Annotated in this window: 22 protein-coding genes; 8 read left to right on the forward strand and 14 right to left on the reverse strand. The window is 58.2% G+C overall.

Annotated elements, in window-relative coordinates:
- Positions 1-12 precede the first annotated feature (12 nt).
- On the forward strand, positions 13-1,452 hold the full coding sequence (locus tag ACYQ2I_RS12690; RefSeq protein ID WP_460167389.1) for a sulfatase family protein: 1,440 nt from the start codon (positions 13-15) through the stop codon (positions 1,450-1,452).
- A 42-nt stretch (positions 1,453-1,494) separates the two neighbouring features.
- On the opposite strand, the gene ACYQ2I_RS12695 is transcribed toward ACYQ2I_RS12690, so the two are convergent.
- Entirely contained in the window at positions 1,495-3,033 is a 1,539-nt protein-coding gene (locus ACYQ2I_RS12695) for an outer membrane protein assembly factor BamB family protein (protein ID WP_460167390.1), read from the reverse strand.
- A gap of 536 nt (positions 3,034-3,569) precedes the next feature.
- Here ACYQ2I_RS12695 and ACYQ2I_RS12700 point away from each other — a divergent pair.
- Positions 3,570-5,534, forward strand: coding sequence for a beta-agarase (locus ACYQ2I_RS12700; protein ID WP_460167391.1), 1,965 nt, complete (start codon positions 3,570-3,572; stop codon positions 5,532-5,534).
- Between the two features lie 3 nt (positions 5,535-5,537).
- Here the strand turns inward: ACYQ2I_RS12700 and ACYQ2I_RS12705 are convergent, their stop codons facing one another.
- From ACYQ2I_RS12705 to pheA, 12 genes are all read right to left on the reverse strand, one after another.
- On the reverse strand, positions 5,538-6,815 hold the full coding sequence (locus ACYQ2I_RS12705; RefSeq protein ID WP_460167392.1) for a hypothetical protein: 1,278 nt from the start codon (positions 6,813-6,815) through the stop codon (positions 5,538-5,540).
- A gap of 119 nt (positions 6,816-6,934) precedes the next feature.
- The gene (locus ACYQ2I_RS12710) at positions 6,935-7,807 is read right to left on the reverse strand and encodes a dihydropteroate synthase (protein WP_460167393.1); all 873 of its coding nucleotides are present in this window, start codon (positions 7,805-7,807) and stop codon (positions 6,935-6,937) included.
- A 117-nt stretch (positions 7,808-7,924) separates the two neighbouring features.
- The gene (locus tag ACYQ2I_RS12715) at positions 7,925-9,538 is read right to left on the reverse strand and encodes a methylenetetrahydrofolate reductase C-terminal domain-containing protein (protein WP_460167394.1); all 1,614 of its coding nucleotides are present in this window, start codon (positions 9,536-9,538) and stop codon (positions 7,925-7,927) included.
- A gap of 9 nt (positions 9,539-9,547) precedes the next feature.
- Complete coding sequence (locus ACYQ2I_RS12720) at positions 9,548-10,198, reverse strand: corrinoid protein (RefSeq protein ID WP_460167395.1); 651 nt, start codon at positions 10,196-10,198, stop codon at positions 9,548-9,550.
- A gap of 389 nt (positions 10,199-10,587) precedes the next feature.
- On the reverse strand, positions 10,588-11,214 hold the full coding sequence (locus ACYQ2I_RS12725; protein WP_460167396.1) for a phosphopantothenoylcysteine decarboxylase domain-containing protein: 627 nt from the start codon (positions 11,212-11,214) through the stop codon (positions 10,588-10,590).
- An 87-nt stretch (positions 11,215-11,301) separates the two neighbouring features.
- A complete protein-coding gene (locus ACYQ2I_RS12730; RefSeq protein ID WP_460167397.1) occupies positions 11,302-11,841 on the reverse strand; it encodes a flavoprotein in 540 nt (179 codons plus the stop codon).
- Between the two features lie 14 nt (positions 11,842-11,855).
- Positions 11,856-12,119, reverse strand: a complete 264-nt coding sequence (locus ACYQ2I_RS12735; protein ID WP_460167398.1) for a DNA-directed RNA polymerase subunit omega — start codon at positions 12,117-12,119, stop codon at positions 11,856-11,858.
- A complete protein-coding gene (gmk, locus tag ACYQ2I_RS12740) occupies positions 12,109-12,711 on the reverse strand; it encodes a guanylate kinase (RefSeq protein WP_460167399.1) in 603 nt (200 codons plus the stop codon). Before gmk ends, ACYQ2I_RS12735 begins: the two co-directional genes overlap by 11 nt.
- Positions 12,708-13,592 (reverse strand): YicC/YloC family endoribonuclease, encoded by an 885-nt coding sequence (locus ACYQ2I_RS12745; protein WP_460167400.1) that lies wholly within the window; start codon positions 13,590-13,592, stop codon positions 12,708-12,710. The genes gmk and ACYQ2I_RS12745 overlap by 4 nt, the downstream gene beginning before the upstream one ends.
- Positions 13,593-13,708: 116 nt before the next feature.
- The gene (gene secG / locus ACYQ2I_RS12750; RefSeq protein ID WP_460167401.1) at positions 13,709-14,047 is read right to left on the reverse strand and encodes a preprotein translocase subunit SecG; all 339 of its coding nucleotides are present in this window, start codon (positions 14,045-14,047) and stop codon (positions 13,709-13,711) included.
- A 107-nt stretch (positions 14,048-14,154) separates the two neighbouring features.
- Complete coding sequence (gene tpiA, locus ACYQ2I_RS12755; RefSeq protein WP_460167402.1) at positions 14,155-14,919, reverse strand: triose-phosphate isomerase; 765 nt, start codon at positions 14,917-14,919, stop codon at positions 14,155-14,157.
- Between the two features lie 201 nt (positions 14,920-15,120).
- Positions 15,121-16,236, reverse strand: coding sequence for a prephenate dehydratase (pheA, locus tag ACYQ2I_RS12760; RefSeq protein ID WP_460167403.1), 1,116 nt, complete (start codon positions 16,234-16,236; stop codon positions 15,121-15,123).
- 474 nt (positions 16,237-16,710) lie between these two features.
- Between pheA and ACYQ2I_RS12765 the strand changes: the two genes are divergently transcribed.
- Positions 16,711-17,721: a ThuA domain-containing protein gene (locus ACYQ2I_RS12765; RefSeq protein ID WP_460167404.1), complete on the forward strand. Its 1,011-nt coding sequence runs from the start codon at positions 16,711-16,713 to the stop codon at positions 17,719-17,721.
- A 271-nt stretch (positions 17,722-17,992) separates the two neighbouring features.
- Positions 17,993-20,005: a trypsin-like peptidase domain-containing protein gene (locus tag ACYQ2I_RS12770; protein ID WP_460167405.1), complete on the forward strand. Its 2,013-nt coding sequence runs from the start codon at positions 17,993-17,995 to the stop codon at positions 20,003-20,005.
- Between the two features lie 63 nt (positions 20,006-20,068).
- On the opposite strand, the gene ACYQ2I_RS12775 is transcribed toward ACYQ2I_RS12770, so the two are convergent.
- The gene (locus ACYQ2I_RS12775; protein WP_460167406.1) at positions 20,069-20,935 is read right to left on the reverse strand and encodes a metallophosphoesterase; all 867 of its coding nucleotides are present in this window, start codon (positions 20,933-20,935) and stop codon (positions 20,069-20,071) included.
- A 368-nt stretch (positions 20,936-21,303) separates the two neighbouring features.
- Here ACYQ2I_RS12775 and rplM point away from each other — a divergent pair, with 368 nt between their 5' ends.
- The 4 genes from rplM to ACYQ2I_RS12795 all read left to right on the forward strand — a co-directional run bounded on the left by rplM (position 21,304) and on the right by ACYQ2I_RS12795 (position 24,608).
- Entirely contained in the window at positions 21,304-21,780 is a 477-nt protein-coding gene (rplM, locus tag ACYQ2I_RS12780) for a 50S ribosomal protein L13 (protein WP_460167407.1), read from the forward strand.
- 70 nt (positions 21,781-21,850) lie between these two features.
- On the forward strand, positions 21,851-22,270 hold the full coding sequence (gene rpsI / locus ACYQ2I_RS12785; protein WP_460167408.1) for a 30S ribosomal protein S9: 420 nt from the start codon (positions 21,851-21,853) through the stop codon (positions 22,268-22,270).
- Positions 22,271-22,714: 444 nt separating this feature from the next.
- Positions 22,715-23,605, forward strand: a complete 891-nt coding sequence (locus tag ACYQ2I_RS12790; RefSeq protein ID WP_460167409.1) for a lipoprotein N-acyltransferase Lnb domain-containing protein — start codon at positions 22,715-22,717, stop codon at positions 23,603-23,605.
- A gap of 91 nt (positions 23,606-23,696) precedes the next feature.
- Positions 23,697-24,608 (forward strand): isoaspartyl peptidase/L-asparaginase, encoded by a 912-nt coding sequence (locus ACYQ2I_RS12795; RefSeq protein WP_460167410.1) that lies wholly within the window; start codon positions 23,697-23,699, stop codon positions 24,606-24,608.
- Positions 24,609-24,610: the final 2 nt, after the last annotated feature.

Below are 24,610 nucleotides of genomic sequence, written 5' to 3' on the forward strand. Positions count from 1 at the left end.
CGGAGGTCGTTCATGCTGCGCCGTCACGATGCGGTCTTGCTGCTTGCCGTTTGTTTCGGATTCTCGCTTATCTTGGATCGATCGCTTGCCGCTGAAACAGCCAAGCCGAACATCGTCGTCTACATCTCGGACGATCACTCGCAATTCGATTCGAGCCTGTATGGGAATCCTCATATTCCGACCCCCAACTTCGAACGACTCGCGGCCGATGGAATGACCTTCTCGATGGCGTTTGTCGCCTCACCTTCGTGCGCACCAAGTCGGGCGGCAATGCTGACAGGCCTGATGCCTGCCCGAAACGGCGCTCGGGCGAATCACACGCAACCCGGCTCAGAAATCGAAAGCTTGATCCCGCGTCTCCAGGCATGCGGGTATGAGGTGGCCGCATTCGGCAAGGTGGCTCACAGTAACCCGGCACGTTTCGGCTTCGACGTCATCCGCCCGGGCCGAACGATCACTCAACTGCGTGCCGACGTCACTGAGTTCCTGACAAATCGACGTTCGACGAAACCGCTATGCATGTTTGTCGGAACGACAAACCCGCATGTTCCGTGGGCGGCTGAATCGTCGTTCGATCCGGCCGCGGTCGACATTCCGCCGATTCACCTCGACACACCTTCGACTCGAGAACATCGTGCCGCGTACTACCAAGAAATCGAGGATCTGGACGCCTTGTTGGGCGACCTACGTCACCTGGCCGATCGTCACCTTGGAAAAAACACCCTGTTCATCCATACCAGCGACCACGGTGCGCAATGGCCGTTCGGCAAATGGAACCTGTACGACTACGGAATTCGAGTCCCCTTCATCGCCGCTTGGCCGGGCGTGATTCCCGCAGGCAGCAAGTCGCAGGCCATGATTAGCTGGATCGATATTCTCCCCACATTGATCGACATCGCCGGGGGAGACGTACCCGGAAATATCGACGGTCGGTCCTTCGCCGACGTCTTGCGAGGCAACAAAGTCGAACACCGTGACGTCATTTTCGTCACACACACCGGCGACGGTCGGATGAACATCTATCCGATTCGGGCCGTTCGCACACGTTCTTGGAAGTTGATCCACAACCTGCATCCCGAATTCGCGCACACGAACCATTCCGATCTCTTGCGCAAACCACTGGCCGGCGCCTACTGGAACGAATGGGCCGAAGCGGCAAAATCAGATCCGCAGGCACAAGAGATTCTTGATCGATATTACCGCAGAGACGAATTCGAGCTGTACCACGTATCGGAAGACAAGTGGGAGCAACACAACTTGATCGACGATCCCGCACAAACGAAACGTGTACAGCAGATGAAGAAGATGCTCGCCGATTGGATGGCGGCTCAGGGCGACAACGACTACGTTCACACGCAACCCCGACTGCTCGACAATCCACAGGATTGGCATCCCGACTACTTTACACCGCCCGCTGCACTTTCCGACGCAGCCACCAAGGCAAACCGGTAACGGGCTACTCGTCGAACGGGCTCATTGGACATTCGCCAATACTCAGTCGGCAGCTTTCACGGCATACAGAGTGCGAAGCGTTGGAACATACAGCACTCCGTTGGCGGCGGTGGGTGTCGATTGAACGCCGCTATCCAGCTCGATCTCAGCCAGGATTTTCTTTTCTTTCGATGCCTCGAAAATCCAGAAATCGCCACGGCGCGAACCCACGTACACCTTTCCGTCGGCAACCAGCGTCGATCCCCAGGCGTCGCCCCGCATTTCGTGTGTCCAGTACGGCTTGCCTGTGTCGGCATCGACGCAATGAACGAGCCGTCCGCAATCGGCCACGAACAACAAATCCCCCTGAACCGCCACCGTCGAGCAACAGTGTTTCGAAAGCGTGTAGCTCCACAGCAGGGCCGAATCGGTCACATCGCCTTCGCCGGTCGGGTCGATGCATTTCAACCAAGCCTGCTCTTTGCCCCACCAAATGTCGCCACCTCCGGTCACGTACAAACGGTTGTCGTAAAAAACGGGTGCCGAAAGAATGTTCGAGGGGCTTTCACGACGATTGCGCAAGTAGCTATGAATATCGCTCTTCGGCGCCGAAGGATCGAAATCGAACTTCCAAAGCAATTCCAGTTTCGCGGGCCGAGGCCCGTCGTAGTCTTGCGGTAAAGCACGAAACGAGTAGACGACACCGTTGCCGCCGCAAAAGAACACTTGCTTGACACCATTCACCTCGGCCATGGCCGGCGGCGACCACGTCGAATGGAACGTGTCGGGAGCGGTTTGTTCGTAATCGCGGGCAACATACTCGCCGGTCCGCTTGTCGAGTACCACCAACCCGGGCGCATCTGGGCGACGAATCGTCTTGTGCGTGTTGTCGACCCCGTTGCCTGAATTCAGATACAGGTAGTTCCCGTCGATCAAGATCGAAACGTGCGCCCCGTCGTGCGGCCACATCGGGGCCTGCGAAGGCAAATCAAACAACCACACGATATCGGCGTCGATCGGGGTGACATCGAGGGGCGGATCCCCTTCGGGGACCATGTGCCGTCCTTCATCGACAAACGGCCCGTCGTTTCCATCCGCCATACCGTCGATGTCCAAACACACGACCTCGAAGCGGTTGGTCACCACATACACATAGCCGTTCTCCACCGTCGGCGGAGAACACATACCGATCTGCGGCCAATCGAGGTAAATGTCGTTGTCCCATCGCAGCCGAGGGCAAACCAACTGCCAGCGCAATCGGCCGGTTTGCTCGTCCAGGCAAAGCAAGATGGCGCGATCTCCTTCGTGACGGGGATCGCGAGGCGAAGCGTTGTTGGCTCCGATGAAAACACAACCTTCCGCCACAATCGGCGATGAATAGTTCTTGCTGCCCAAGTCGGCCGTCCATTTGATGTTCTCACCCGTCTCAGGATTGAACGAGTCGGGCAATCCGGTTTCTTCGGATACCTGGTTGCGTGTAAACCGCCCGCCCCACTGAGGTTGGTCGGCTGCCGCAACCATCGCTGCCCAGCCGAGCAAACATACGCAACCCAGAATGTAGTGGGCCCAAATGCGGTTCTTGAGAATGCTGGTGGGCTTCATCGGGGGCCTTTCCCAAGAGCGTGGTGAACGAGGTAGGCGAGGAAAACCGGGAATCAACGTGACCGTTTCCGGACGACGGTTGTGCGGGAAATCTGTAGCAAGGTTCTCACCATCGTAGTCCTCGGATTCGGTAGACGCAACGGATCGGCACCGGCATGCTGTTCGTCTCGATGCAATGTCGAGCTTGAACCGCCGCCCTTTATCAACTCCTTCGGCGCAGTGATCAAGGCTACCGGTCCTGTGCAACAAACCCCCGCCGTTCGTCATTTCTTTCACCATCGCAATATTGTCGATTGCCTACAAAACAACACTTCTCGTTCCATTTTCAAACAAACTTTCCGGAACCCACTTGTCCCAAAACCTGTTGCGAAGCGAAAATGGACGTTACCGGCTGAGCGCAACCTCAGCCAATCATATTTGTTACGGGGTTTCATATGCCCTTCCCACCGCTTCCGTCCCACCTGCGATTGGCCCACGAAACGCCCCACGTTCGTCATTCCGTGTTGATTCGTTCGCCGATAAGGAGTTGCATCGGAATGCTCTACAATCGATTGTCGTATTTTTCCGTTCTGACTTTTGTCATCCAGTTCCTCGCCGTGCCGGTGGAAGGACACGGCCAGACGCCGGACTTCCCCAAGGTGGTCGTGCATTTGGAACCGATGACCACCCGCACGATCGGCGGAATAAGCGAACTGGATCGCAAAGTATATTTTTCTCTCTCGGATTCCGGGCGTGATTTCGACCGGCGCTGCCGCGATCCCGAACGGTACAACCATTTGGTCAACGAACTGCGCATCTCGTTTGGGCGAGATCTGGGCGTCGTCGCTCCCTTGGTGCGATACGGGAACTACGTACAAGAGGATGCTTCCCGCCCCGGATTCGTCGACCTGGAACATTTCAAACAAAAGTTGGCCAAGCGAGGGCTTTCTCAGCCAAGCGAGGTCATGCGACGCGACTTTCCGCAGGGGTTGGACGTAGCCGCCCATGGAAAGCACGGCGCGTTCCCCGACTTCATGGGCCGGCACACGACGCCTCAAGTCGACAAAGAAGCCGACGGCAAGCACAGTGACAACGTGCTGCCCGAAAACATCGAGGCCGCGGCCGAATTGTCGGCAGCAGCGTTGAAATACGCGTACACCGATTTCGCTCGCCCGCGATACTACGAGCCGATCAACGAGCCGCACTGGTCCTATTTTCTCGAAGACCATATCGCCAAGTGGCATTTGGCGACGATGGAAGCGGTCCATCGCGAGGTTCCCGGCGTTCAAGTCGGCGGGCCGTGTCTCTCCGTCGCCTACTTCTACCGCAACCAGTACAACTCGTTCAAAGGCCTTCGGCAATTCATCGACGACACAGAGTGCCGGTTGGATTTCTACTCTTTTCACGTGTACGACTACTACCGCAACCGCGACGGGAAATTCGGCGGACGCATCACCGGCGGGCTGCCTCTGGAAGGCATGTTCGATCTGGTCGAAAACTACACACACAACCGCTGGAATCGCGAGGTTCCGATCGTAATCTCCGAAACAGGCGGTTACGGTGCCGACGATTTGATCGAACAACTCGCGGAAAACTTCACCGAGCAAGGTTGGGAACGCGAGGTCAAGAAGCGGTCGCTCCATCACGCGCTGCAACTTCGCTCGTCGGTCGCCAATGTAATGGTATTCATGGATCATCCGCACGTCATCAAAAAGGCTGTGCCTTTCATTCTGCTCGAATCAATGTCGTGGGATCCCACCTATTACGCCACGTTGTATACTCCCTACGATTACAAAGACCGATCCCGCTGGGTTCCTTCGGCACTCCACCACTTTTACGAATTCTTCCGCGACGTCGAAGGGCGGCGCGTCGTATGCCGTGCCGACGATCCCGACATTCAAGTTCGGGCATTCGTGAACGACAAGACGCTTTTCTTGGTCATGAACAATCTGTCCGACGTACCGCACGACGTGCAATTCGACATGAACTACCCGATTCGTCCCCGACGATCGGTGGTGCGTCGCATGGGACAAAACGCGGACTTCACTCCTTACCTGAGAGAGGAAGCAATCGGACCGATCACGATCGCCGGCGGCGAGGCGGTGTTGATTCGAGCCGATTATCCGGCCGCCATTCCTGAACGGCATCGCGTGGACGAACGAACGTATTACGGGGATGCCGTCGTCGTGGCGGTCGAAGATTCTGCGGCCAAATTCAAGATCGCCGTCGACGATCGCGAAAACTTGGAGTACGCACAACTGCGAATCGGTCTCTGCCGCCCTCAAGGAAGCGACCACCAGGTTCGCGTTCGATTCAACGGTCGGGTCGTGCCGCTGGCGGAAGAACACTGTGCCGAACGACTGGACGACTACGGCAACGACGAATACGCCGTTTGCAAAATAGCCGCCATCCCCGTCCAATGGATCGCCGACGAGAACGTCGTCACCGTCGCGTGTCCCGACGGAAAACCGTGCGTCGTCGGCTCGGTCGTGCTACGAACGGCCGCCCTCATAAAGCAGTAGCCCTTAGGGATACCGATACGGATTCTCGTCCCGATCCAGGCATCCGACGGCTTGAATGACGGCCTTGGGATTGCGAATCGTCAGCGGCGAGGGCGACACGTAATCACGCATTCGACAACCGAACAGACTGACGGTCAGCTTCTGATCGCCTTCGACCAGCAAGAAGTCGAACGAGCGACCGATCGCCGTGACCGCGCCGTTGAGGCCGGAAAATGCCTCGACGTTGACCAACGACGTATGGCCTTGGCCGTCGATGATGATGGGGTGAATGTCTTCGACTCTCTCAGCGCAATTGGCGATGATCGATCCTTGAGCGATCTGCCAATTGCGGTTTTTCGTCGAGTCGCCCGACTTGTGAATGCCGATCGTCACACAATCGAAGTTGAAGTTGGTCAACTGGCCGTAAGTCGCCGGTCCCAAGCGAATGCCGCCGTAGGTGCCGAACGTGAAGACGTCGACCAGTTGTGCGTTGTCGGTGTGGTCGATCGAATAAGCGAACGTCTTGCGGGCAATCACGCTGTCGATCACGGCACGGCTGAAACCGCCCGCGAAAAATCGCTGGTTGGACGGATTCACATGGCAGTGCAGCAGGCGAGGGATATCGTAACAATAGTCGATCGCTACGAACCGGCCGCTGAGCGGATAACCGTAGCAATGCTCGATCGTCACCAACTCGCAGCAGTTGCCGCGCCGTGTGCGAAAATCCATGGCGAAAAACTCACCGTAGAACGTAAGCCGCGACAAGAATACGCCTTGGGCCGGTGTCTTATCCGACGCTCGGATCGTCGGCGGATAGGCTATGATCTTGGTCGGATCCGTGCGAGACTGGCGAGGATACCAAAACTGGAGTCCCTCGATTCGCGTTCCGCCTTCTACCGTGATGAAAGGCGCATCGGCGTCCTCGATTGCCAACACCGAACCTACCGGTTGCGCCTTTTCGGGATGCCGCGTTCCGCGTCCGGTCGGTCCGTTCGCTCCGACCAGCGAGACGTTTCGGCGAAGCGTCAAGCCGCTGCGGACGCGGTACGGTTCGCTCGCCGGAGGTACAAACAACATCGCTCCCCGTTCCGAAGCCCAATCGATCGCCGCTTGAAGCTTCTGGTGATTCGCTTCCGGAGTATTCTCGGGCGACACTCCGAAATCGGTCACGCTCTTTCCCCACTGCGGGGCCTCCGCTCGAACGACAGGCACCGCAGCCGTCCACGTGACAAGCAAGACGACGAATAGCAAACCGTTCAGAAAGGACGTCAAAAGCGAGAAACGGCTGAGAACCCAAACCATACGAGCTTCTCCAGGCAGGCGTGATAGTGGTGAGAGGCAAAAACGCGAAGGGATGTCCCGGCGAACCGTGGACACCCCTTCATTGTGTTTCGTCGCCCGCCGTCGAGCAATCGACACGCCTACTCGGCGTAGAACTGACGCACGCGCATGATCGCCTCGAAGCCGTCGGCAGCCAAGACATCGCGCAAACACTGCATCGCCGGATGCTCTTCATCCAACAACGCGTACTTGCGCTTGACGGAACCGATGACCATGTCCAATCCCAACGGCATTGCCATCGTCAAGAAGGCGCTCTCAAGCGGACTCTTGACGGGCGAACCGTCTTTACGTTTCGACGGCAACATCACGGTGAAGTTGCTCAAGCCTACCGAGGCATGCGATCCCGCAAGGTCGGGATCCTCATGAATCATTCGCAGCGCGTCGAGCAACCGCTTCAAATTGCCTTCCGTATCTCCTGCCAGCGGCGCGATACCGGGATCAAAGATGAAATCGTCATTGGTGATCCCGGGCACTCTTTCCCGTGCGGTCGCCGCCAAGTCTTTGGCCGCTTGATACGTTTCTTCGGCCGTGCGACAGGCGGCGGAGTCGCCGTCGACCAACCGTTCCGTAATCAACAAAATCGGCCGGAAGGGACAAACGGAATACAATTCGAACATCTCGGTGCGCAACGGCGAGATCGAATTGAGAATCGGTTTCACGCCGCCGGCGCGGTCCATGTCGTAGGCTTCGAGCCCGGCCTTCGCGATCGCCGGATCGGGCGTGTCGATCGAAAGCGGCTTGCTGGTCACCTCTTGAATCTTCCGAACCATTTCCGCCATGAATTCGGGCGAACGAGATCCGACATTCACATCGATGTAATCGGCCCCTTTCTCGTCTTGAAAGCGGGCAAGTTCCAGGATTCCGTCGATATCGCCGGCGTCGAACTTCGCCTTTGTCGACGGTACCGAATCATTGATCGTTTCGCCGATCAGCGTGAGCCCTTCGATTGCCATCGTCACACCTTTCTGAAAAGCAAAACTGGTTTACCGGCCGCGATGCGTCCTACAAATCGCGACCGGTTTCCGTTGTCGCGTCATCCTGCCGGTTCTCGCGAACATCCGGCCTTTGGTTCATGATCCGCCGTTCTTTTCCGGCTCGTCTTCCGCACGCGCCGCCCTGTCTTTGGAGGCGTGATGATCCCGGTCGAGGTAGGTGTTCGCCCAGGCCGAAGTGTACATCAGCCGCGCGTCGTAGAGAACCGGATCGCCGGTGAGCATCTCTTCTTCTTCGCCATACGCCTTGAGGCGGTCGTACACGCGAGCCCAGAAGCACGGCTTGTCGTCCAGTTCGCAAATACCGTCGTGCGACCCGCCGCATGGACCGTTTCGCGCACACTTCGAGCACCATCGTTTAGGGCACAAGTAAGCGCAGTCGGGCAAGCTGCAGTCGCCGCAATCCCGGCACCCGTACATGAAAAACTTCGAGGTCTTCTCAAGCGAGTACATTGCCTTGGCGGCGACTCCCGGCTTCTTGTCCCACCGCGCGTACAGCCGCTTCAGCAACTTCCAAAGCCCCTTGTCGCGAGTGAAAGCGATTCGGTGAACCAATCGAGAAAGTCGATACGTCCACGTGACCTCGCGACTGCGCACTGGTCGTTTTTTCGACTCGAGATACACCGGATTGATCCGATCCGACGACGACAACCCGGTTTCGGGATCGTGCTCGAAAAAGAAAAACTCATCCGGCACAGAAAACCGAATTTCCCGCAAGAAGTCGCGCCAGTCGTTCTCTCCAAATCGATCGGCGCGTTCGATGATGTCGAAGAAATCTTCGGGTTTAGCCAAACCGCCCAAATAACCGGCATTGAAGCCGAGCCCCTTGAAAACCGCCAATTGCTTAGCGGCCAATTCGCGGAAAAACTCTTTTCCTTTGTCGGGGCCGGAACCATACTTGTTGCACAGCTCCCAAAGCTCGTCGCTGACGACACACCCTGGCAGCTTACCTTGGTGAAACAGCCTCGCCACGCCCTTCGTCAGCACGTACACATTACCAACGACGGGCACGTTGCGGATCCCGCGTGCCTCGAGGAACAGTTTCACCTCGTGAAACTTGCGCATGTCGTAGCCGAGCTGGGTAATGACCCAACGCGCTCCGGCGGCGATTTTGCGCACCAACTTGAAGTATTGCGGAACAAGCTCCCGCTCCGTTCGCTTGAACGGCGAAACGGCACACCCGACATAAAAATCGGTCGGCGGCAATTTCTGCGTCTTGCCGCCGCGGCCGGGCACCTCGAGGCCGCGATTCATCTCGGAGAGGAGATAAATCAATCCCACCGAGTCGAGATCGAAGACCGGCTGCGGTGCTCCCTTGAACCCGGCAGTCGGATAGTCGCCGGTCAGGGCAAGGATGTTGCGTATTCCCTCGGCGGCCAAACGCCATGCGTAGGCTTCGAGGGCGTTTCTGTTCAAATCCTTACAGGTCAGGTGAACGACGATCCGCTCTCGCTGTTCAGGGAAGAATCCCGCCAGCCAGTCCGGCGGCAACATCGGTGTGCCGCCGGGACTGTCGGTAATCGAGATCCAACCGATCCGGTCATCTTCCAACAGCGCACGGGCGAGATCGTAGGACGGAATAGCCTGCTCGTGCTGCGGATAACCGCGTGTCGTGACGACTTCCGCCCCGATGATGAACTTTTCCCCGGCCAGTGCCCGCTCCAAGCGTCCCCCCGCTTGCTCGTGCGTCATGGCGACGGTTTACCCTGCAGAGGCCAGTTCGCCGGCCAAACGGCGTGCCAACGCCACCGCTGCGCTGGCATTGTCGCTGTATCCGTCGGCCTTGATCTGGTCGGCAAATTCTTGCGTTACGGGAGCCCCGCCCACCATCACGCGCACCTTGTCGCGCAAACCGGCTTGTTCAAGCGCCTCGATGACGGTGCTCATATTCGTCATCGTGGTCGTGAGCAGCGCCGACATCGCAACGATCGTGCCTTCTTTTTCTTTGGCCGCTTCGACGAATTTTTCGGGCGGAACATCGACGCCCAAGTCGACCACCTCGAATCCCCCGCCCTCGAGCATCGAGGCCACCAAGTTCTTTCCGATGTCGTGCAAATCGCCCTTGACGGTACCGATGACGACTCGACCGGCGGCCTTTGCGCCCGACTCGGCCAGGCGAGGTGTGAGCAACTCGAGCGCCGCCTTCATGGCGCGGGCCGCAATCAAGAGTTCGGGCACGAAGTATTCGTTGCACTCGAACTTGTTCCCGACCTCGTCCATGGCCGGAATCATGTACTTGCTCAAGAGCTCGGTCGGATCGGCACCTTCTTCGAGTGCCTGCTTGGTCACTTCCTCGGCCTTGCGGGCGTCACCCGTAAGGATCGCATCGTGAAGACCCGAGTAGTCAGCCATGTTCCCCTCCGATGATTGCAGTACGGTTACGGGCGCGTTTTGCAGTCACGGCCCCAACGATTTCCCCTCGATCCCCATACCGACTCAGAAGCGGGATACCTAGAACGCCCGCGATCGCTCCCCTACAGATTCGTTCGCGGAAGACCTCGCCCTCGGTATCCGCCGGCATCCTGTCCTCCGGGGGGACGCACCGCTGCCGAAGACGGTCAACGGAACAAGTTGAGGCAAGAGCACCGAGCGGCAGTGGGATGCCGTACGTGTTTTTAATGGTACCGTCGCACCGAAAACAATACCAGTTCCAAGAGACCGGGCGTCACACAAATCTCAATTCTGAGACAAAAATTCTCAAAATGCCTCATCCGCGGACATCCCGGAAGGCCCCCATACGTTTAACGACGGCCCAATCGTTCTTCAATCAAGGCACACAGCTCAGAAGCCACTTTTGCCTTATCGCCTGCAAGTTTAGCGATCCACGTACCCGTCGGATCGAGAACCCCGACTTCGGTGCTCACGGCGTCGATCGCCTCGGCCCGATTGACCACGATCAAATCGCAATTCTTGCGAACGAGTTTTGCCAGCGCGTGCTCGTGGAGTTTTTCCGTTTCGAGAGCAAAACCGACGATCCAACGATCCCCTTTCTCCGTCCCCAAATCGGCAAGAATGTCGGGGGTTTCAATGAGCTCGAGCTGCCATCCCCGGCCGCGTTTCGATATCTTTCGGCTCGAGTAAGTCGCCGGCCTGTAGTCGCACGGTGCTGCGGCGCCGATCATCCCGTCGCACGCGACGAACTCGCGACGTACCGCGTCGAGCATCTCATCCGTGGTCACGACCGATACCACGCGGGCATCTTCGGGATACCGGATATGGACGGGCCCGGAGACGACGACAACCTCGTGTCCTGCCTTCAAGAACGCCTCTGCCAGGGCGGCTCCCATGCGCCCGCTCGAAGCGTTCGACAGATAGCGCACCGGGTCGAGGTATTCACGAGTCGGGCCCGAGGTAATCAGCACCCGCATGGCAAGCCACCTGGTTTCACGTCACACGGATTCCCACGCGGCAATAAGCAGGCTGGAGGCGCCTCTTGCTGTGTCCTTTGTTCCTGCTCATCGAGCATCGGGCAGACGACGTCGAATTTCGTCGAGAATCCGCTCGGGCGACGCCATACGCCCTTTACCGCGTGCACCACAACTAAGATACCCTTCCTCGGGCTCGATGAGAACAAGCCCGTCGTCCTGCAATTGTCGCACGTTCCGTTGGACGGCAGGCTTGTTCCACATGTGCACGTTCATCGCGGGTGCCATGAGAATCGGGCCGTGGAAAGAAAGAATCAACGTCGACACGAGATCATCGGCGATGCCGCACGCCGCCTTGGCGAGAATGTTCGCCGTGGCCGGCGCGATGCAGAACAACTCGGCGTTGTCTGCCGGCTCGATATGCGGATGGGGCGACGGTCCGAACACATCGATGCCTACCGGTCGTCCCGTCAGGGCCTCGAACGTCTTCGGGCCGATCAAGTGCGTGGCCGATTCGGTCATCACGACCGAGACGCCGGCCCCTGCCTGCACCAGCTTGCTGACCAGTGCAGCAGTCTTGAAAGCGGCGATGCCGCCGGTCACGCCGATCAAGATCTCGCGCCCTTGCATGGTCGGCCTGACGACTACAGCGCACCGAAGTCGGGAAGATCGGTTGGTTCCTCACCCGGAACCGGCTCTTCCTGCTGTACGACTCCCTCGGTGTCGAGATAAATCTTGCCTTGGCGAATCTCTTCCAAGACAATCTTCATCTTGTCGTTGGTATTGAGTTTGACCAACGGCGGTGCACCTTTCACCAATGCGACCAGTCGCTTCTGAATCAAGGCCGACAACTTGAACCGACCGCCAACCATGTCGGTCAACGATTCGTCATTCAGCTCAGGATACATCAGACTCCGCCTCCAACTTGTCTCGTTCTTTTTCCAGGATCCGACAGACTTCCCGAACAGCCCGTTCTACGCGATCGTTGACAACCCGATACGGATATTTTTTACCGGCTTGCAATTCCTTGCGAGCCTGCTCCAACCGCCGCCGGATGGTTGTCTCGTCTTCGGTTCCTCGTCCACGCAACCGACGCTCGAGTTCGTCCCAGGAAGACGGTTCGACAAAGATCCCGATCGCCTCGGGGTATTGCCTCATGACTTCGAGTCCGCCTTGGACATCGATGACCAACAACACCCACTTTCCTTCGGCCAGGGCGTTTTCGACGGTCGACCGCAAGGTACCGTACCACGCCCCCGTTCCGAACACCTCGAAGCATTCGAGAAACTGGTCTTCTTTCCGTAATTGTTCGAACTGCTCCGGCGTAAGGAAATGATAATCGACCCCGTCTCTTTCGCCCGGCCTAGGTTTTCGCGTCGTGGCCGATACGCTTCGTACCAGCGGCACGGGAGCGACATCCCTCAGCGCATCGGTGATGGTCGTCTTCCCCACCCCCGACGGTCCTGAAAGGATCACGATCCTGCCGCGGCTCGGTTTCATTCCACGTTTTGCACCATTTCACGAATGCGTTCGACGATTGCCTTCATTTCTACGACGTGTCGGGTGATGTCGGCATTGTTCGCCTTCGAGCCGATCGTGTTGACCTCACGAACCATCTCTTGGGTCAGAAAATCAAGTTTCCGGCCGGAAACCTCTCGGCTGTGCATGTGCTTGTCAAATTGATCCAAGTGACTCTTCAGCCGAACGATTTCTTCGGAAATATCACAGCGGTCGGTAAACAACGCCAGTTCCCGCACAACGTCGCCCGGTTCGAGGGCCACATCGTGCTCCGCCAGAATGCGATTCACCCGCTCGATCAACCGTTCACGATAGTTTTCTACTACCTGCGGTGCCAACGTCTCGACTTGGGAGAGATGCTCGGCAATTCGGCGACAGTTTTCGCGCAAATCGTTCGCCATCGCCTCGCCTTCGGCCCGGCGCATTTGATCGAGTCGATCCAGAGCCTCCGACAGCGCGGGTTCGAGAAGTGCCCACAGGGCCTCACCGGTTTGGGATTCTGAAGTCGCCTCGGTCACGACACCGGGCAATGTGAGCAACGATTCCACCGTCTGCGGAGCCACAATCCGCCCCGCGTTCGCCAATTCTTGAATTCTTTGCCAGTACGCAGCCAGGACTTCTCCGTGGATTCGAAAATCATCGGGGTTCGGTTCTCGCTCAATTCGGACGGAAACTTGAACCGTTCCTCGTCGAATCCGCTCGCGGACCGCCGATTCGATCTTCGGCTCGCACGCGCCGATCGCTTCGTTCGATCGGATCGACACCTTGAGATAGCGACTGTTGATGGTGCGGGTTTCAATGCGAATCCGAAGGCCGTCGCTTTCGGCCACCGCCTCACCGAAACCTGTCATGCTCAGCAGCAATGCATCGACTCCCGTCCAAGACCACCGTCATCATTAAGACGCGTCGCCCATCGCCCCGGTCCCCGTCATCGGACGGCGCCACGGCCTCCCGTTGATTGCTCATCGACGGGAAACGATTAGGATCCACCACCCGAGTCGACATCGTGGCTCGTCGCCCCGGAGCCGGATTCCTCATTGCTGTCGGCAGAAATGCCGGGTGAATTGTCTTTCAACAGCTTCGACGAGTTGTAGTTTCGGAAGTATCCCACAGCCAGCACGCAAAGCAGGAACCACACGGCGGCCGCGCCGATCGTGATGCGGGTGAACGTGTCGCCGGCCTTCGTGCCGAAAACGCTTTGCGCTCCCATTCCGCCGAACGCGCCGGAAAGTCCCCCGCCGCGTCCTCTCTGGATGAGAATCAACCCGATCATGAAAAGCGACATGAACACCAACAGAATCAAAAACAGGTAGCTCATGGTCCATCCGATTCCGTTACGGGTGCAAGCGATCGGTTTCGACTCGCCGATTCCGCCTCACCGCCGGTACCAACTGTAGATCGGCGGGAACGTCCCCTACTCACTTATTACTCGGATACCTTCTGCCCGGCCGCAATGATCGCCTCGAACTGGTCCGCTTTCAGACTCGCGCCGCCGATCAAACCACCGTCCACATCGGGCTGCGAAAACAAGTCGGCGGCATTGTCCGGTTTGACGCTTCCGCCGTATTGGATCCGCACGGCATCGGCCACCTCGGCATTGTAGCGATCACGCAGCAACTTCCGAAGTGCATCATGCACCTCTTCGGCCTGCTGCGGCGTGGCGGTTTCGCCCGTACCGATCGCCCAAACCGGCTCATACGCAATCACACACTTGAGCATTTGCTCGGCGCTGAGTGCCGCGAACGATCCCTCGAACTGGCGGCGAATCACCTCGAGAGTCTTGTCGGCCTTGCGCTGGGCCAGCGTCTCGCCAAGGCAAACAATCGGCTGCAAACCGGCGTCCAGCGCAGCGACGACTTTTTCGTTCACGAATTCGCTGGACTCGCCCATCGCTCGCCGTTCACTATGCCCGAGAATTACCAACGAGCAGCCGATGTCCACCAGCATCGCAGGACTAATCTCGCCGGTGTACGCTCCCTTCGGTGCCGGGTAAAGGTTTTGCGCCCCAAGCGCCACTTTCGTGCCCTTGACCACACTCGCCACTGCGTCCAGGTAGACAAACGGCGGGCAAACTGCCACGTCGACCTTGTCGTACTTTTCTGCGGCAGCGACGACGCCCTCGGCCAACGCCACGGCCGAAGCGCGATCCATGTTCATCTTCCAATTCCCGGCGACGAAAATGCGACGCATGTGGAACCTCACTCCCGGATATCGTTGCGAAGTGAACTTGTTACCAAATAACTGCCCGGCCCAGATTCAATCGCGGCAAAGGGCGTGCTGAAGCCGTTCGTTGGGCGCAAACCGGCCCCGGCGCGAAAGATAACATGATGCAGCATCGCCCATAAGAACGCAAGGGGGGCAACGCACACCCCCCTGTTGAAGCGGATGAATTCAGCCACATTTGGGGCCGGCAGGATACGCCCCGAGCACTTCCAATCGCAACGTCTTCCGTCCCAGCGATTCCAAGGCGCGCCGGACGCGGAGGTCATTCTCGTGGCCTTGGAATTCGACGAAGAACAGATAGGCCCCCTTGCAATCGCGAATCGGAAACGACTCGATCCACGTCAAGTTCAGCTTGTTGCGTTTGAAGATGTTCATCGCATCGGCCAGCGCGCCGGGTTTGTGCTCGACCTGGAACATAAGGGCGGTTTTATCCCGGCCCGTTCGAGGGGGAACCTCGCCGCCGATTACAGCAAAGCGCGTGCTGTTGTTCGGATTGTCTTCAATCGCCTCTGCCAGCACATCCAATCCGTAATACTTTCCCGCCTCGACGCTGGCGATTGCCGCCGCGCCCGGCTTTTCGGCTGCCAATTGCGCTGCGGTCGTCGTGCTCGTCACCTCGATCATGCGTGCCGCAGGCACATGCTTCGCCAACCAGTTACGACACTGCGACATTGCCTGCGGTTTGCTGTAAATCTCGTGGATTTCACTGCGCGGACACCGCGCCAAAAGCGCGTGGTGAATTTCTAGATCCACTTGCCCGCAAATCCGAAGTGGGACTCGCGTGAACATCTCGAGCGTGTCCGCAATACGGCCGTCGGTCGAGTTTTCCAACGGCACGATCCCGTACGTTGCGTGCTTTCGTTGCACCTCTTCGAACACGGTGGCGATGGTGGCGACGGGCAAAAACTCGACCGAATTGCCGAATCGGCGCACCGCTGCCAAATGACTGTAACTGTATAAAGGCCCCAAGAAAGCCACCCGCAACGGCTGCACCAACGCCCGACAACCGCTCAAGAGTTCACGAAACACCGCCTGGACGGCGTCGGGATCGAGCGGCCCCCGAGCTGCCGCACGAATCTCGGAAAGCAAACGATCTTCTTCAGCTAACACGAAAGGCTGTTCTCCGGCCTCGCGGCGTTGCCGCGCCAATTTTTCGGCCACCTTTGCGCGCTCATTGAGCAACTTGACCAGTTGTTGGTCCAACGACTTGAGTTTCCGCGCCAACGTTGCGGGAGTCGCTCCACGAGAGCTGGAAGACCGTTTTGCCGCCTTCTTTTTCGCCATGGGATACGCCGTCCTGAGTGTTGCATGCCGGAGTACGGCATCTCAAGCGATGAAATCTCTTGTAGTGTGGTTGGCGATCCCCCCCCTGTCAACCAGAGTTTGACGCCGCGGCGTCCCCCATTCCGAGCCGCACCAAACCACCTTATACAGCCGTGTCCTTGCCCTCGACCCCCGCTATAGAGCCACTATCCGTCGCGGCGTCGACATTGTTCCAATATCTGACGCAATTGCGCATTTGAACCGAAGGTTTCTCGTCTTATTGCGGTCAAAGCCTCTTGGATGTTTGCACAGGGAAAATAGCGTGACTATCGTATGCGCTGTGTGGAAAAGTGCTTCCAGTCCCGGGGCCGCGGTGGCTACGCCCGGTCGCCCAACGCACGCATCACGCAATCCCGAGCCTACGGGAGCCACACGAATTGACCACGGCACCGGCCTAACGGGTCGGCCAACGTGACCTGCATAGGGAGGAAACTGATGACACGCACGCTCGGAATGTTGGCTCTGTTCGCAACCTTTGCTGCCGCAACTTCGTACGCGGCGGATCCACAATGGGTCGTTTACGAAGGCAAAAGTGGCCCCGGCGTTGGAAAACACATCGTGTTGGTGTCGGGCGACGAAGAATATCGTTCCGAAGAAGCCTTGCCGCAATTGGGCAAGATTCTCGCCAAACATCATGGGTTCCGCTGCACGGTGCTGTTTGCCATCAACCCGGAAACCGGTGAAATCGATCCGAACACGCTCGACAACATCCCGGGCCTGGAAGCTCTGGACACCGCCGACTTGATGATCATCGCAACCCGTTTCCGAAATCTGCCCGACGATCAAATGGCACACATCGACGCCTATTTGAAAGCGGGCAAACCGGTCATCGGGCTCCGAACGGCCACGCACGCGTTCAAGATTCCCGCCGACCGGAAATACCATTGCTACGATTTCCGCTCGAAAGTTCCCGGCTGGGAAGACGGCTTCGGCCGCGTTGTGCTGGGCGAAACGTGGATTGCACATCACGGCCATCATGCCGTTGAAAGTACCCGCGGACTAATCGCTCCCGGACAAGAGGACAACCCGCTGACCAATGGGTGCGAAGACATCTGGGGCCCCACCGACGTGTATCGGGTTCGCCTTCCCCTGCCCGGCGACAGCACGCCCATCATCCTGGGCCAAGTCCTCTCCGGTATGAAACCGGACGATGCTCCTGTCGAAGGCGAGAAGAACGACCCGATGATGCCGATCGCCTGGACGAAAAGTTATCAGGTCCCCGGCGGCAAAAAAGGAAAGGCCTTTACGACGACGATGGGTGCTGCGTGCGACCTGCCGAGCGAGGGAGTGCGCCGGATGATCGTCAACGGCGCCTTTTGGTGTCTGGGAATGGAGATCCCGAAACGCGCCGAGGTTGCGATCGTCGGCGAATTCCACGCGTTACCCTTCGGCATGAACAAATTCCGTAAAGGTGTGAAGCCCGCCGATCACGCAATGCACGAATAACCCTTAACTCTCGTGCAGACCGAACACTGCATGCACGCCCGAATCGCTGGTCAGCACCATCGGTTCGGGCGTTCCTTCTGGCTGACACTTTGCATTGACCACAAAATCATCTTGTGCGTGTGACAAGCGTCTAATTATACTTGAAGTTCTCGGCTAGCCATTGTCGCAGCCGTGGCGTCCTCATCCCATTGCACTTTCTCGCCGTTTCCGATTGTCCACTTTCCCGCGGCTAATCACCATGAACACGCGATTACGAATGTCGTCTTGCTCCATGTTACGCCCCTCGTTTCCACAGCTTTCTTATTTTCACTTGTTGGGCCGGGTTTTGATGTTGCTGACGCTGATTACCTTCGGGCTGATCGCCTTGCCTTCTTCCCCGGCCACGGCGCAAAGCGTTGTCGCGGCGGCCCCGAACAGCATCGACGACTTGCGTGCCATCGAACGAAAAGTCGACGCGGTACTCAAACAAGTGATGCCGGCGGTCGTTGGTGTCCGCGTCGGAGCGAGCCAGGGGAGTGCGGTAATCGTGTCGAGCGACGGGTTCGTGTTGACGGCCGGACACGTCGTCGGCAAACCGAACCAGGACGTCACTTTTATCTTTGCCGACGGGAAGACCGCCAAGGGTAAAACCTTAGGCATGAATACCGAGGTCGACGCCGGCATGATGAAGATTACCAGCGATGCACCGGAAGGCGGCTGGCCCCACGTCGAAATGGGCGACTCGGAACACTTGCCGGAAGGAGCCTGGGTCGTCGCAATGGGGCATCCGTTGGGATATACGAAGGGGCGTCCGCCGGTGGTACGACTCGGCCGCGTTCTGCGAAACCACGACACGGTGATTCGCACGGACTGCCCCTTGGTCGCAGGCGATTCTGGAGGCCCCGTGTTCGATCTCGAAGGGAAAGTCGTCGCCATCAACAGCCGTATCGCCGGATCCACGTCGATGAATTACCACGTGCCGGTGAACCTGTTCCGAAACGGTTGGGATAGGTTGGCCAAAGGCGATGTTTGGTCCGATGCCCTGCCGGGGCGGGATTCCCCTCCGGTCGAGTCGGTCGTCGAACCGATCGCGCAGGAAGGCCTGAAATGGACGGCCCAGGTGCTATGTGACGGCAAAGTCGTCGGACTAGGAACGATCGTCGGTCCCGACGGCTGGATCGCGACGAAAGCCAGTGAGCTGAAAGGGCCGGCCGTGTGCAAGTTGCCCGACGGACGCGAGTTACCGGCCGAACTCGTCGGGGTTCACGAACAATTCGACGTCGCGATGCTCAAAGTCGACGCGCGCGGCCTGCCGCCGATCCCGTGGGCCACCGACCAAGACCCGCCGCCCGGTCACTGGATCGTCTGCCCGATCTCCGATCCCGATCGGAAGGACGACCACGTCACCTTGGGCGTCGTGGGAGCGCCGCGACGTGCGATTCCGCGTCAACCCGGTATCTTGGGAATCTCCCTGCAGGACACGCAAGACGGAGCCAAAATCGCCCGCGTAGTCGACAAATCGGGCGCCGCAGATGCGGGGCTGAAAGTCGGCGACATCATCGTGGCCGTCGACGGCAAGAAGACGCCGAAGGCCGCCGACGTAGTCGCCGCAATTCGCGTCCATCGTCCCAAAGAACAGGTGAAGCTGACGATTCGCCGTGACGACAAGACCACAGACGTGACTGCGGTCTTGAAGCCGATCGAAACACCGGGAACGCAAAAACGCGAAATGCAAAACCGTTCCGGTGTGGGAATCAGCAAACGTAGCGATGGTTTTCCGGTCGTCTTACAGCACGATTCGGTCATTCCTCCGGATCAATGCGGCGGCCCGGTGTTGAATCTGGACGGCAAAGTCATCGGCATGAACATCGCCCGGGGCGGCCGAACGGAAACCTACTTGATTCCTCGCGACGTCTTGTTGGGGCTGATGTACGACCTGATGTCGGGCCGCCTCCGTCCAGCCCAAGCGTCGAAGGAAGTGCCCGCCGATTCGAAAGACGACAACGAAAAAGCCTCGGAAGAAAAGGATAAGGCGCCGCAAAAGGAACCTGAAGCGCCGAAATCGTCTCCTCCACCGAAAGCCGAACCGGCGCCGAAACCACAAGAGTCCCCGAAAGATCAGGAACAGGAGCAACGCAAGGACGCTGAGCCGGTTCCCGAAAAACAGCCCGAAAACGGGACGCCGCAAGCCCCGAATCCCGAAAAGGAGCCACCACCGAAGCCGAAACCGGCCGACAAAACCCCACAAGACAATAGCCACGAACCGGAGACCTCGCCCGAGAAAGCCGCAGAGCCGGCCGAATGATGGCCTCATCCGCTCAACTGCTGTCAACGAGAGGCAAGGGCAAGCCGAGTACAGCGCAGACGTTCAGCTCCACTTGTCGATTCGACGAACCACGTCTTCTTGTGTGAGCGACGGCCCCACCGGCAATATTACGTGGCATGCTTTTTCACTACAGCAGTCCAATATCACCTGTCGTGAATTGGGTGTCGCATACCCGTTCGGACACGGCTCGTGACCGTTGATCAGAACTTCGGCTCCCACCAGTCGGGCAAACGCATCGGCGTTTTCCTGCCGATAATCGCGCCCCCACACTAAGCGAAACACCGGACCGTGTTCCAAGAACTCGACGGCGTCGATCGGGCGTTCAAACACCGTTCGGTCGAATCCCCGGCGATCGACGTTTTCCGGAATACTGTGCGAAACAAACACACCGCCGGGCAGACGCACGGCCAGCGGACAACTCTTCAAAAAAGGAATGTACTCCTGGCGGACCTTTTCGGCAGCCGGGCCGTACACTTGCTGAACCCCCAAGCGAAACAGCAAATTGAGCATTTGCTTGTTCTTCTGAATGGGGTAGTCGATCATCTCGGCCAACTCGTGGTTGCCCAAGATGAAATGCACCCGATCAGGGTATTGGGCCTTCAACTTCGCCACATCCTCGAGCATCATGTGCGACATACACCCCCCGTTGGAAGGATATGTCGGTCCTCCGTGACAGACTTCCTGCAATACGAGATGGCGTTTGGGATGTTGATCCAGCGCCGCATGCCGCCGAATGGCATTGAAATTTCGCCGATGGCCGTGCAAATCCCCTGTAATCACCACCTCGTCGGCAAGTTCGGGGGTGAGTTCGATGACGTTACCCGACCGACCGGGCGTCGTGAAATTTGCCTCCGTAGCGGTTCTCAGCGATTGAATCACCTGCTCGATGTATTCGAACGACGCAACCATCGTCGGATTCTCGCCTTCAAGAGTTGTGTCTCAAGACCGAGAACGTTCGTCTGCCCCCGGTACCACGATTTGCCGGCAATGCTTGCAGACTCCCGCTCGCCCTGCAAGCCTATCGCAGCGGTTTTCCATTTTTCGTCGCTCCCCAATTATGCCACGGCTTCCCGATGGCGGAAAGTCGATCGCGTCCCCCTGCCACTTGCCAGGGGATGCGGTACACGGTATAGTACGAGTTTTCCGATCCGAAAAATGCAGTTCATCATCGTCGGCCGTTTCGCGCGAGCACTGTGCCTGCTGCTCGCAGCGAGACCGAAATTGCCGCGTCGCCGAGAGATACAGCGATCTACTCTTTTTCGCAGTCGAGAACGACAATGGCACAACAGAAAACCTACGTCGCAAAGCCGGGTGAGCTCGAAAAGAAGTGGTATGTCGTCGATGCCACCGACAAAGTGGTCGGTCGACTGGCGAGCGATATCGCGATGATCTTGATGGGAAAGCATCGGCCGACGTACACGCCGCACGTCGACACCGGTGATTTCGTAATCGTCACCAACGTCGAAAAGATCGCCTTCACAGGGCAGAAGTGGTCGAAGAAGATCTACACATGGTATACCGGCTATCCGGGCCTGCGATCGGAAACGGCCGCCGAACGTCGCGAAAAGCATCCCGAAAAGATTTTGATCGATGCCGTGCGGCGGATGTTGCCCAAGAACAAGCTGGCCCGCCAAATGCTCAAGAAGCTGAAGGTATACGTCGGCCCCGATCATCCGCATCAGGCGCAGCAACCTGAACCGATCGAATTGGGCATCAAGGAGAAGGGGCGCTTTCGCAAGAAGCTGGCCACCTGATTCTCCGGCGGCAGGAGCAGCCCACCTCGGACACGTTTAACCATTCGTTTGTCAGCGGACGAAGGAAATCATGGCAGAACAGGTCATCATCGAAGGTAAAGGCACGAACGACTTTCTCGGAACCGGTCGCCGGAAAGCGTCGGTCGCACGCGTGCGAATTCGTCCCGGTCAAGGACGAATCGCTATCAATCGCCGTTCGTTGGAAGACTATTTTCCGTTGAAGCTGCACCAAAACGCCGTCCTTGAACCGCTCAAGTTGACTGAACGGTTGGAGTCCGTCGATGTGATCGTCCGTGTCAACGGCGGCGGGCTGACCGGTCAGGCCGATGCGATCAAGCTGGGCATTGCGCGGGCACTCAAGAATATGGACCCCGAGCTCGAAAAGACGCTTCGTGACGCCGGATTGTTGACCCGCGATGCTCGTGTGAAAGAGCGAAAGAAATACGGTCTGCACGGTGCCCGGCGCGGAACCCAGTTCTCGAAGCGTTAGTCACGGCGTCAAGGCAAACATTCGTATCGGCTCGGCCCGCGTTTGCAGGGCCGGGCCGTTTTTTGTTGCGTAGATTCTCTAAGTCCGCTTCAACGATGCCACCGGGTTGTTCTTGTCTTGTCTGCCGGTTTTCGGTATCTCTCTGCGTCGAGAAAACCTTTCTCGCCCCCCTGTTTTCCAGGAAATATCGCAAGCATCATCATCGCGCCGAACGTCCGACTGAATTTCGTGCTCCGGCTATCCGCTTATTCATCGCCGAAACATACGTGGTCCGCCGTGGGAGCTCACACGGCGATTATGGTAAGCTGCGCGCTAGTTTGCTCGTTCGTCGGTTGCGCATCGCTGTCGGAACCACTCGGGCGTCCGCAAACGATCCATCCGACGGCGCTTCACGTCAAAACCTCGCCCGATTCAAAACTCTCCTCGGTCGAGTCGAGCGCAGTTTTGTCGCAGCGAGCCGAAGCCGGTCCGTCGCCGCAAACGATCGACGTCGGCGACTCAACCGCCAAAGAGGGCGAACTAAAACTCGGCAAACGGGACCTCTCCCAGGCCCCGAGTAATCTTTGGAAGGCCCTCAAACCGTCCAATGATCGCGATTGGTCCCCCGATCAGGCCGTTTTGCCGTGGGCGGAGTTTCACGGAAACGAGGTAACCGTCCACAACATTCGCTTTTGTAAATATCGCACGGCCGAGGACTACACCGTCGATTACTACGACGCCACGTACAATCTCGACGATCTCGAAACGATCGACCTGATCGCGATGCCTTTTTTGGCCAGCCCGACGCTTGCGCACATGATGATGAGCTTCGGTTTTCGCGACGGACGTTACCTTGGCGTGTCGGTTGAAATCCGCAAAGAAAAAGGCGAATCATACGCCCCGCTCAAGGGAATCATGCGACAATTCGAGTTGATGTACGTGGTCGGCGACGAACGCGACTTGATCCGATTGTGCACCGATCATTATCTCAACGGTGTTTACCTTTATCCGGTACTTGCGTCGAAGGAAGAGGTGCGTGCCGTGTTCGTCGACGCAATGCAACGCGTCAACAAGCTGCGCAGTCGCCCCGAGTTCTACAACACCTTCACGAACAACTGCACGACAAACATCGTCCGCCATTTCAATCGGGCCGGTTACCGACAGATTCCATACACTTACGAGGTGCTTCTGCCGGGGCTCTTTCCCGAGCTGGCCTATCGACTGGGCATGATCGACACCGAGCTGTCGTTTCCTCAAGCAAAGTTAAACGCCCGCATCAATCGCTTGGCCTACCTATACGGCGATGATGCCGACTTTTCACAAAAGATACGCATGAACTGGCCCTGCCGCCGCTAAGAAAGCATCGCGAGCGGGTAGCGCGACGTAGAGACACCCTGTCCCGTACAGTCCATTCGATAGATGGTGTCCCCTGGTGGAGAAAACAATCATGTCGCCACTCCTGTTGAGTACGTGGCACTTCGGGCGTATCGCCAACGATGCCGCGTGGCCTGTTTTATGCGACCGAAAACGCTCCCTTCTCGACGTGTTAGTGACGGCCTGCGAAGCCGTTGAAGACTCTGAAGACGTCCTCACCGTCGGGCGAGGTTACCCCGACGCCGCCGGTACGCTCTCGGTCGACGGGTGCATCATGCTTTCACCAAAGGAATGCGGAGCGGTGGCGGGCGTCACCGTTACGCCGCATCCGACGCGTCTGGCTCGCTACGTCATGGAACATTTACCGCACGTAATGCTCGTGGGGGAAGGTGCCGATCGTCTGGCAACACGACTCGGCATGAACACAGTTTCCGCCGTTCCAGAAGCCGCCTGGAAGGCGTTCGAGGCGTGGCGACAAGAACATCCGCACGAAGCTGCACTGCGCGGCGGAACAGGACCGCTCTCGCCCGATCACACGATGCCCGACGGTCACGATACCGTCGGCGTGTTGGCGTGGGACGCCGAACGTGGAATTGCGGGAGCATGCTCGACCAGCGGCCTGAAGTTCAAGTGGCCCGGTCGCGTCGGCGATTCGCCGATCATCGGCCATGGGTTGTACGTCGATCCCAATATCGGCGCTGCGATCGCCACCGGCCACGGAGAAATGATCATGCGGGTGTGCGGCTCGTTTCTGGCCGTCGAAACACTGCGACGCGGCGCGAATTGCCGCCAGGCGATCGAAACGGTTCTTGCCCGTATTGCCGAACAATGCGATCCGAAGCCGGGAGAACAAGCTGCCTTCATCGTCCTGTCGGCTTCGGGCGATTTTGCCGCCGGTGCGCTGCGTCCCGGGTTCCAAACGGCCGTCCGGACAGACACAAGAAATGAGCTACTTGCCCCCGACGTCGTTTACTTTCCCGAATAGAC

The organism is Thermostilla marina, from assembly GCF_054657455.1.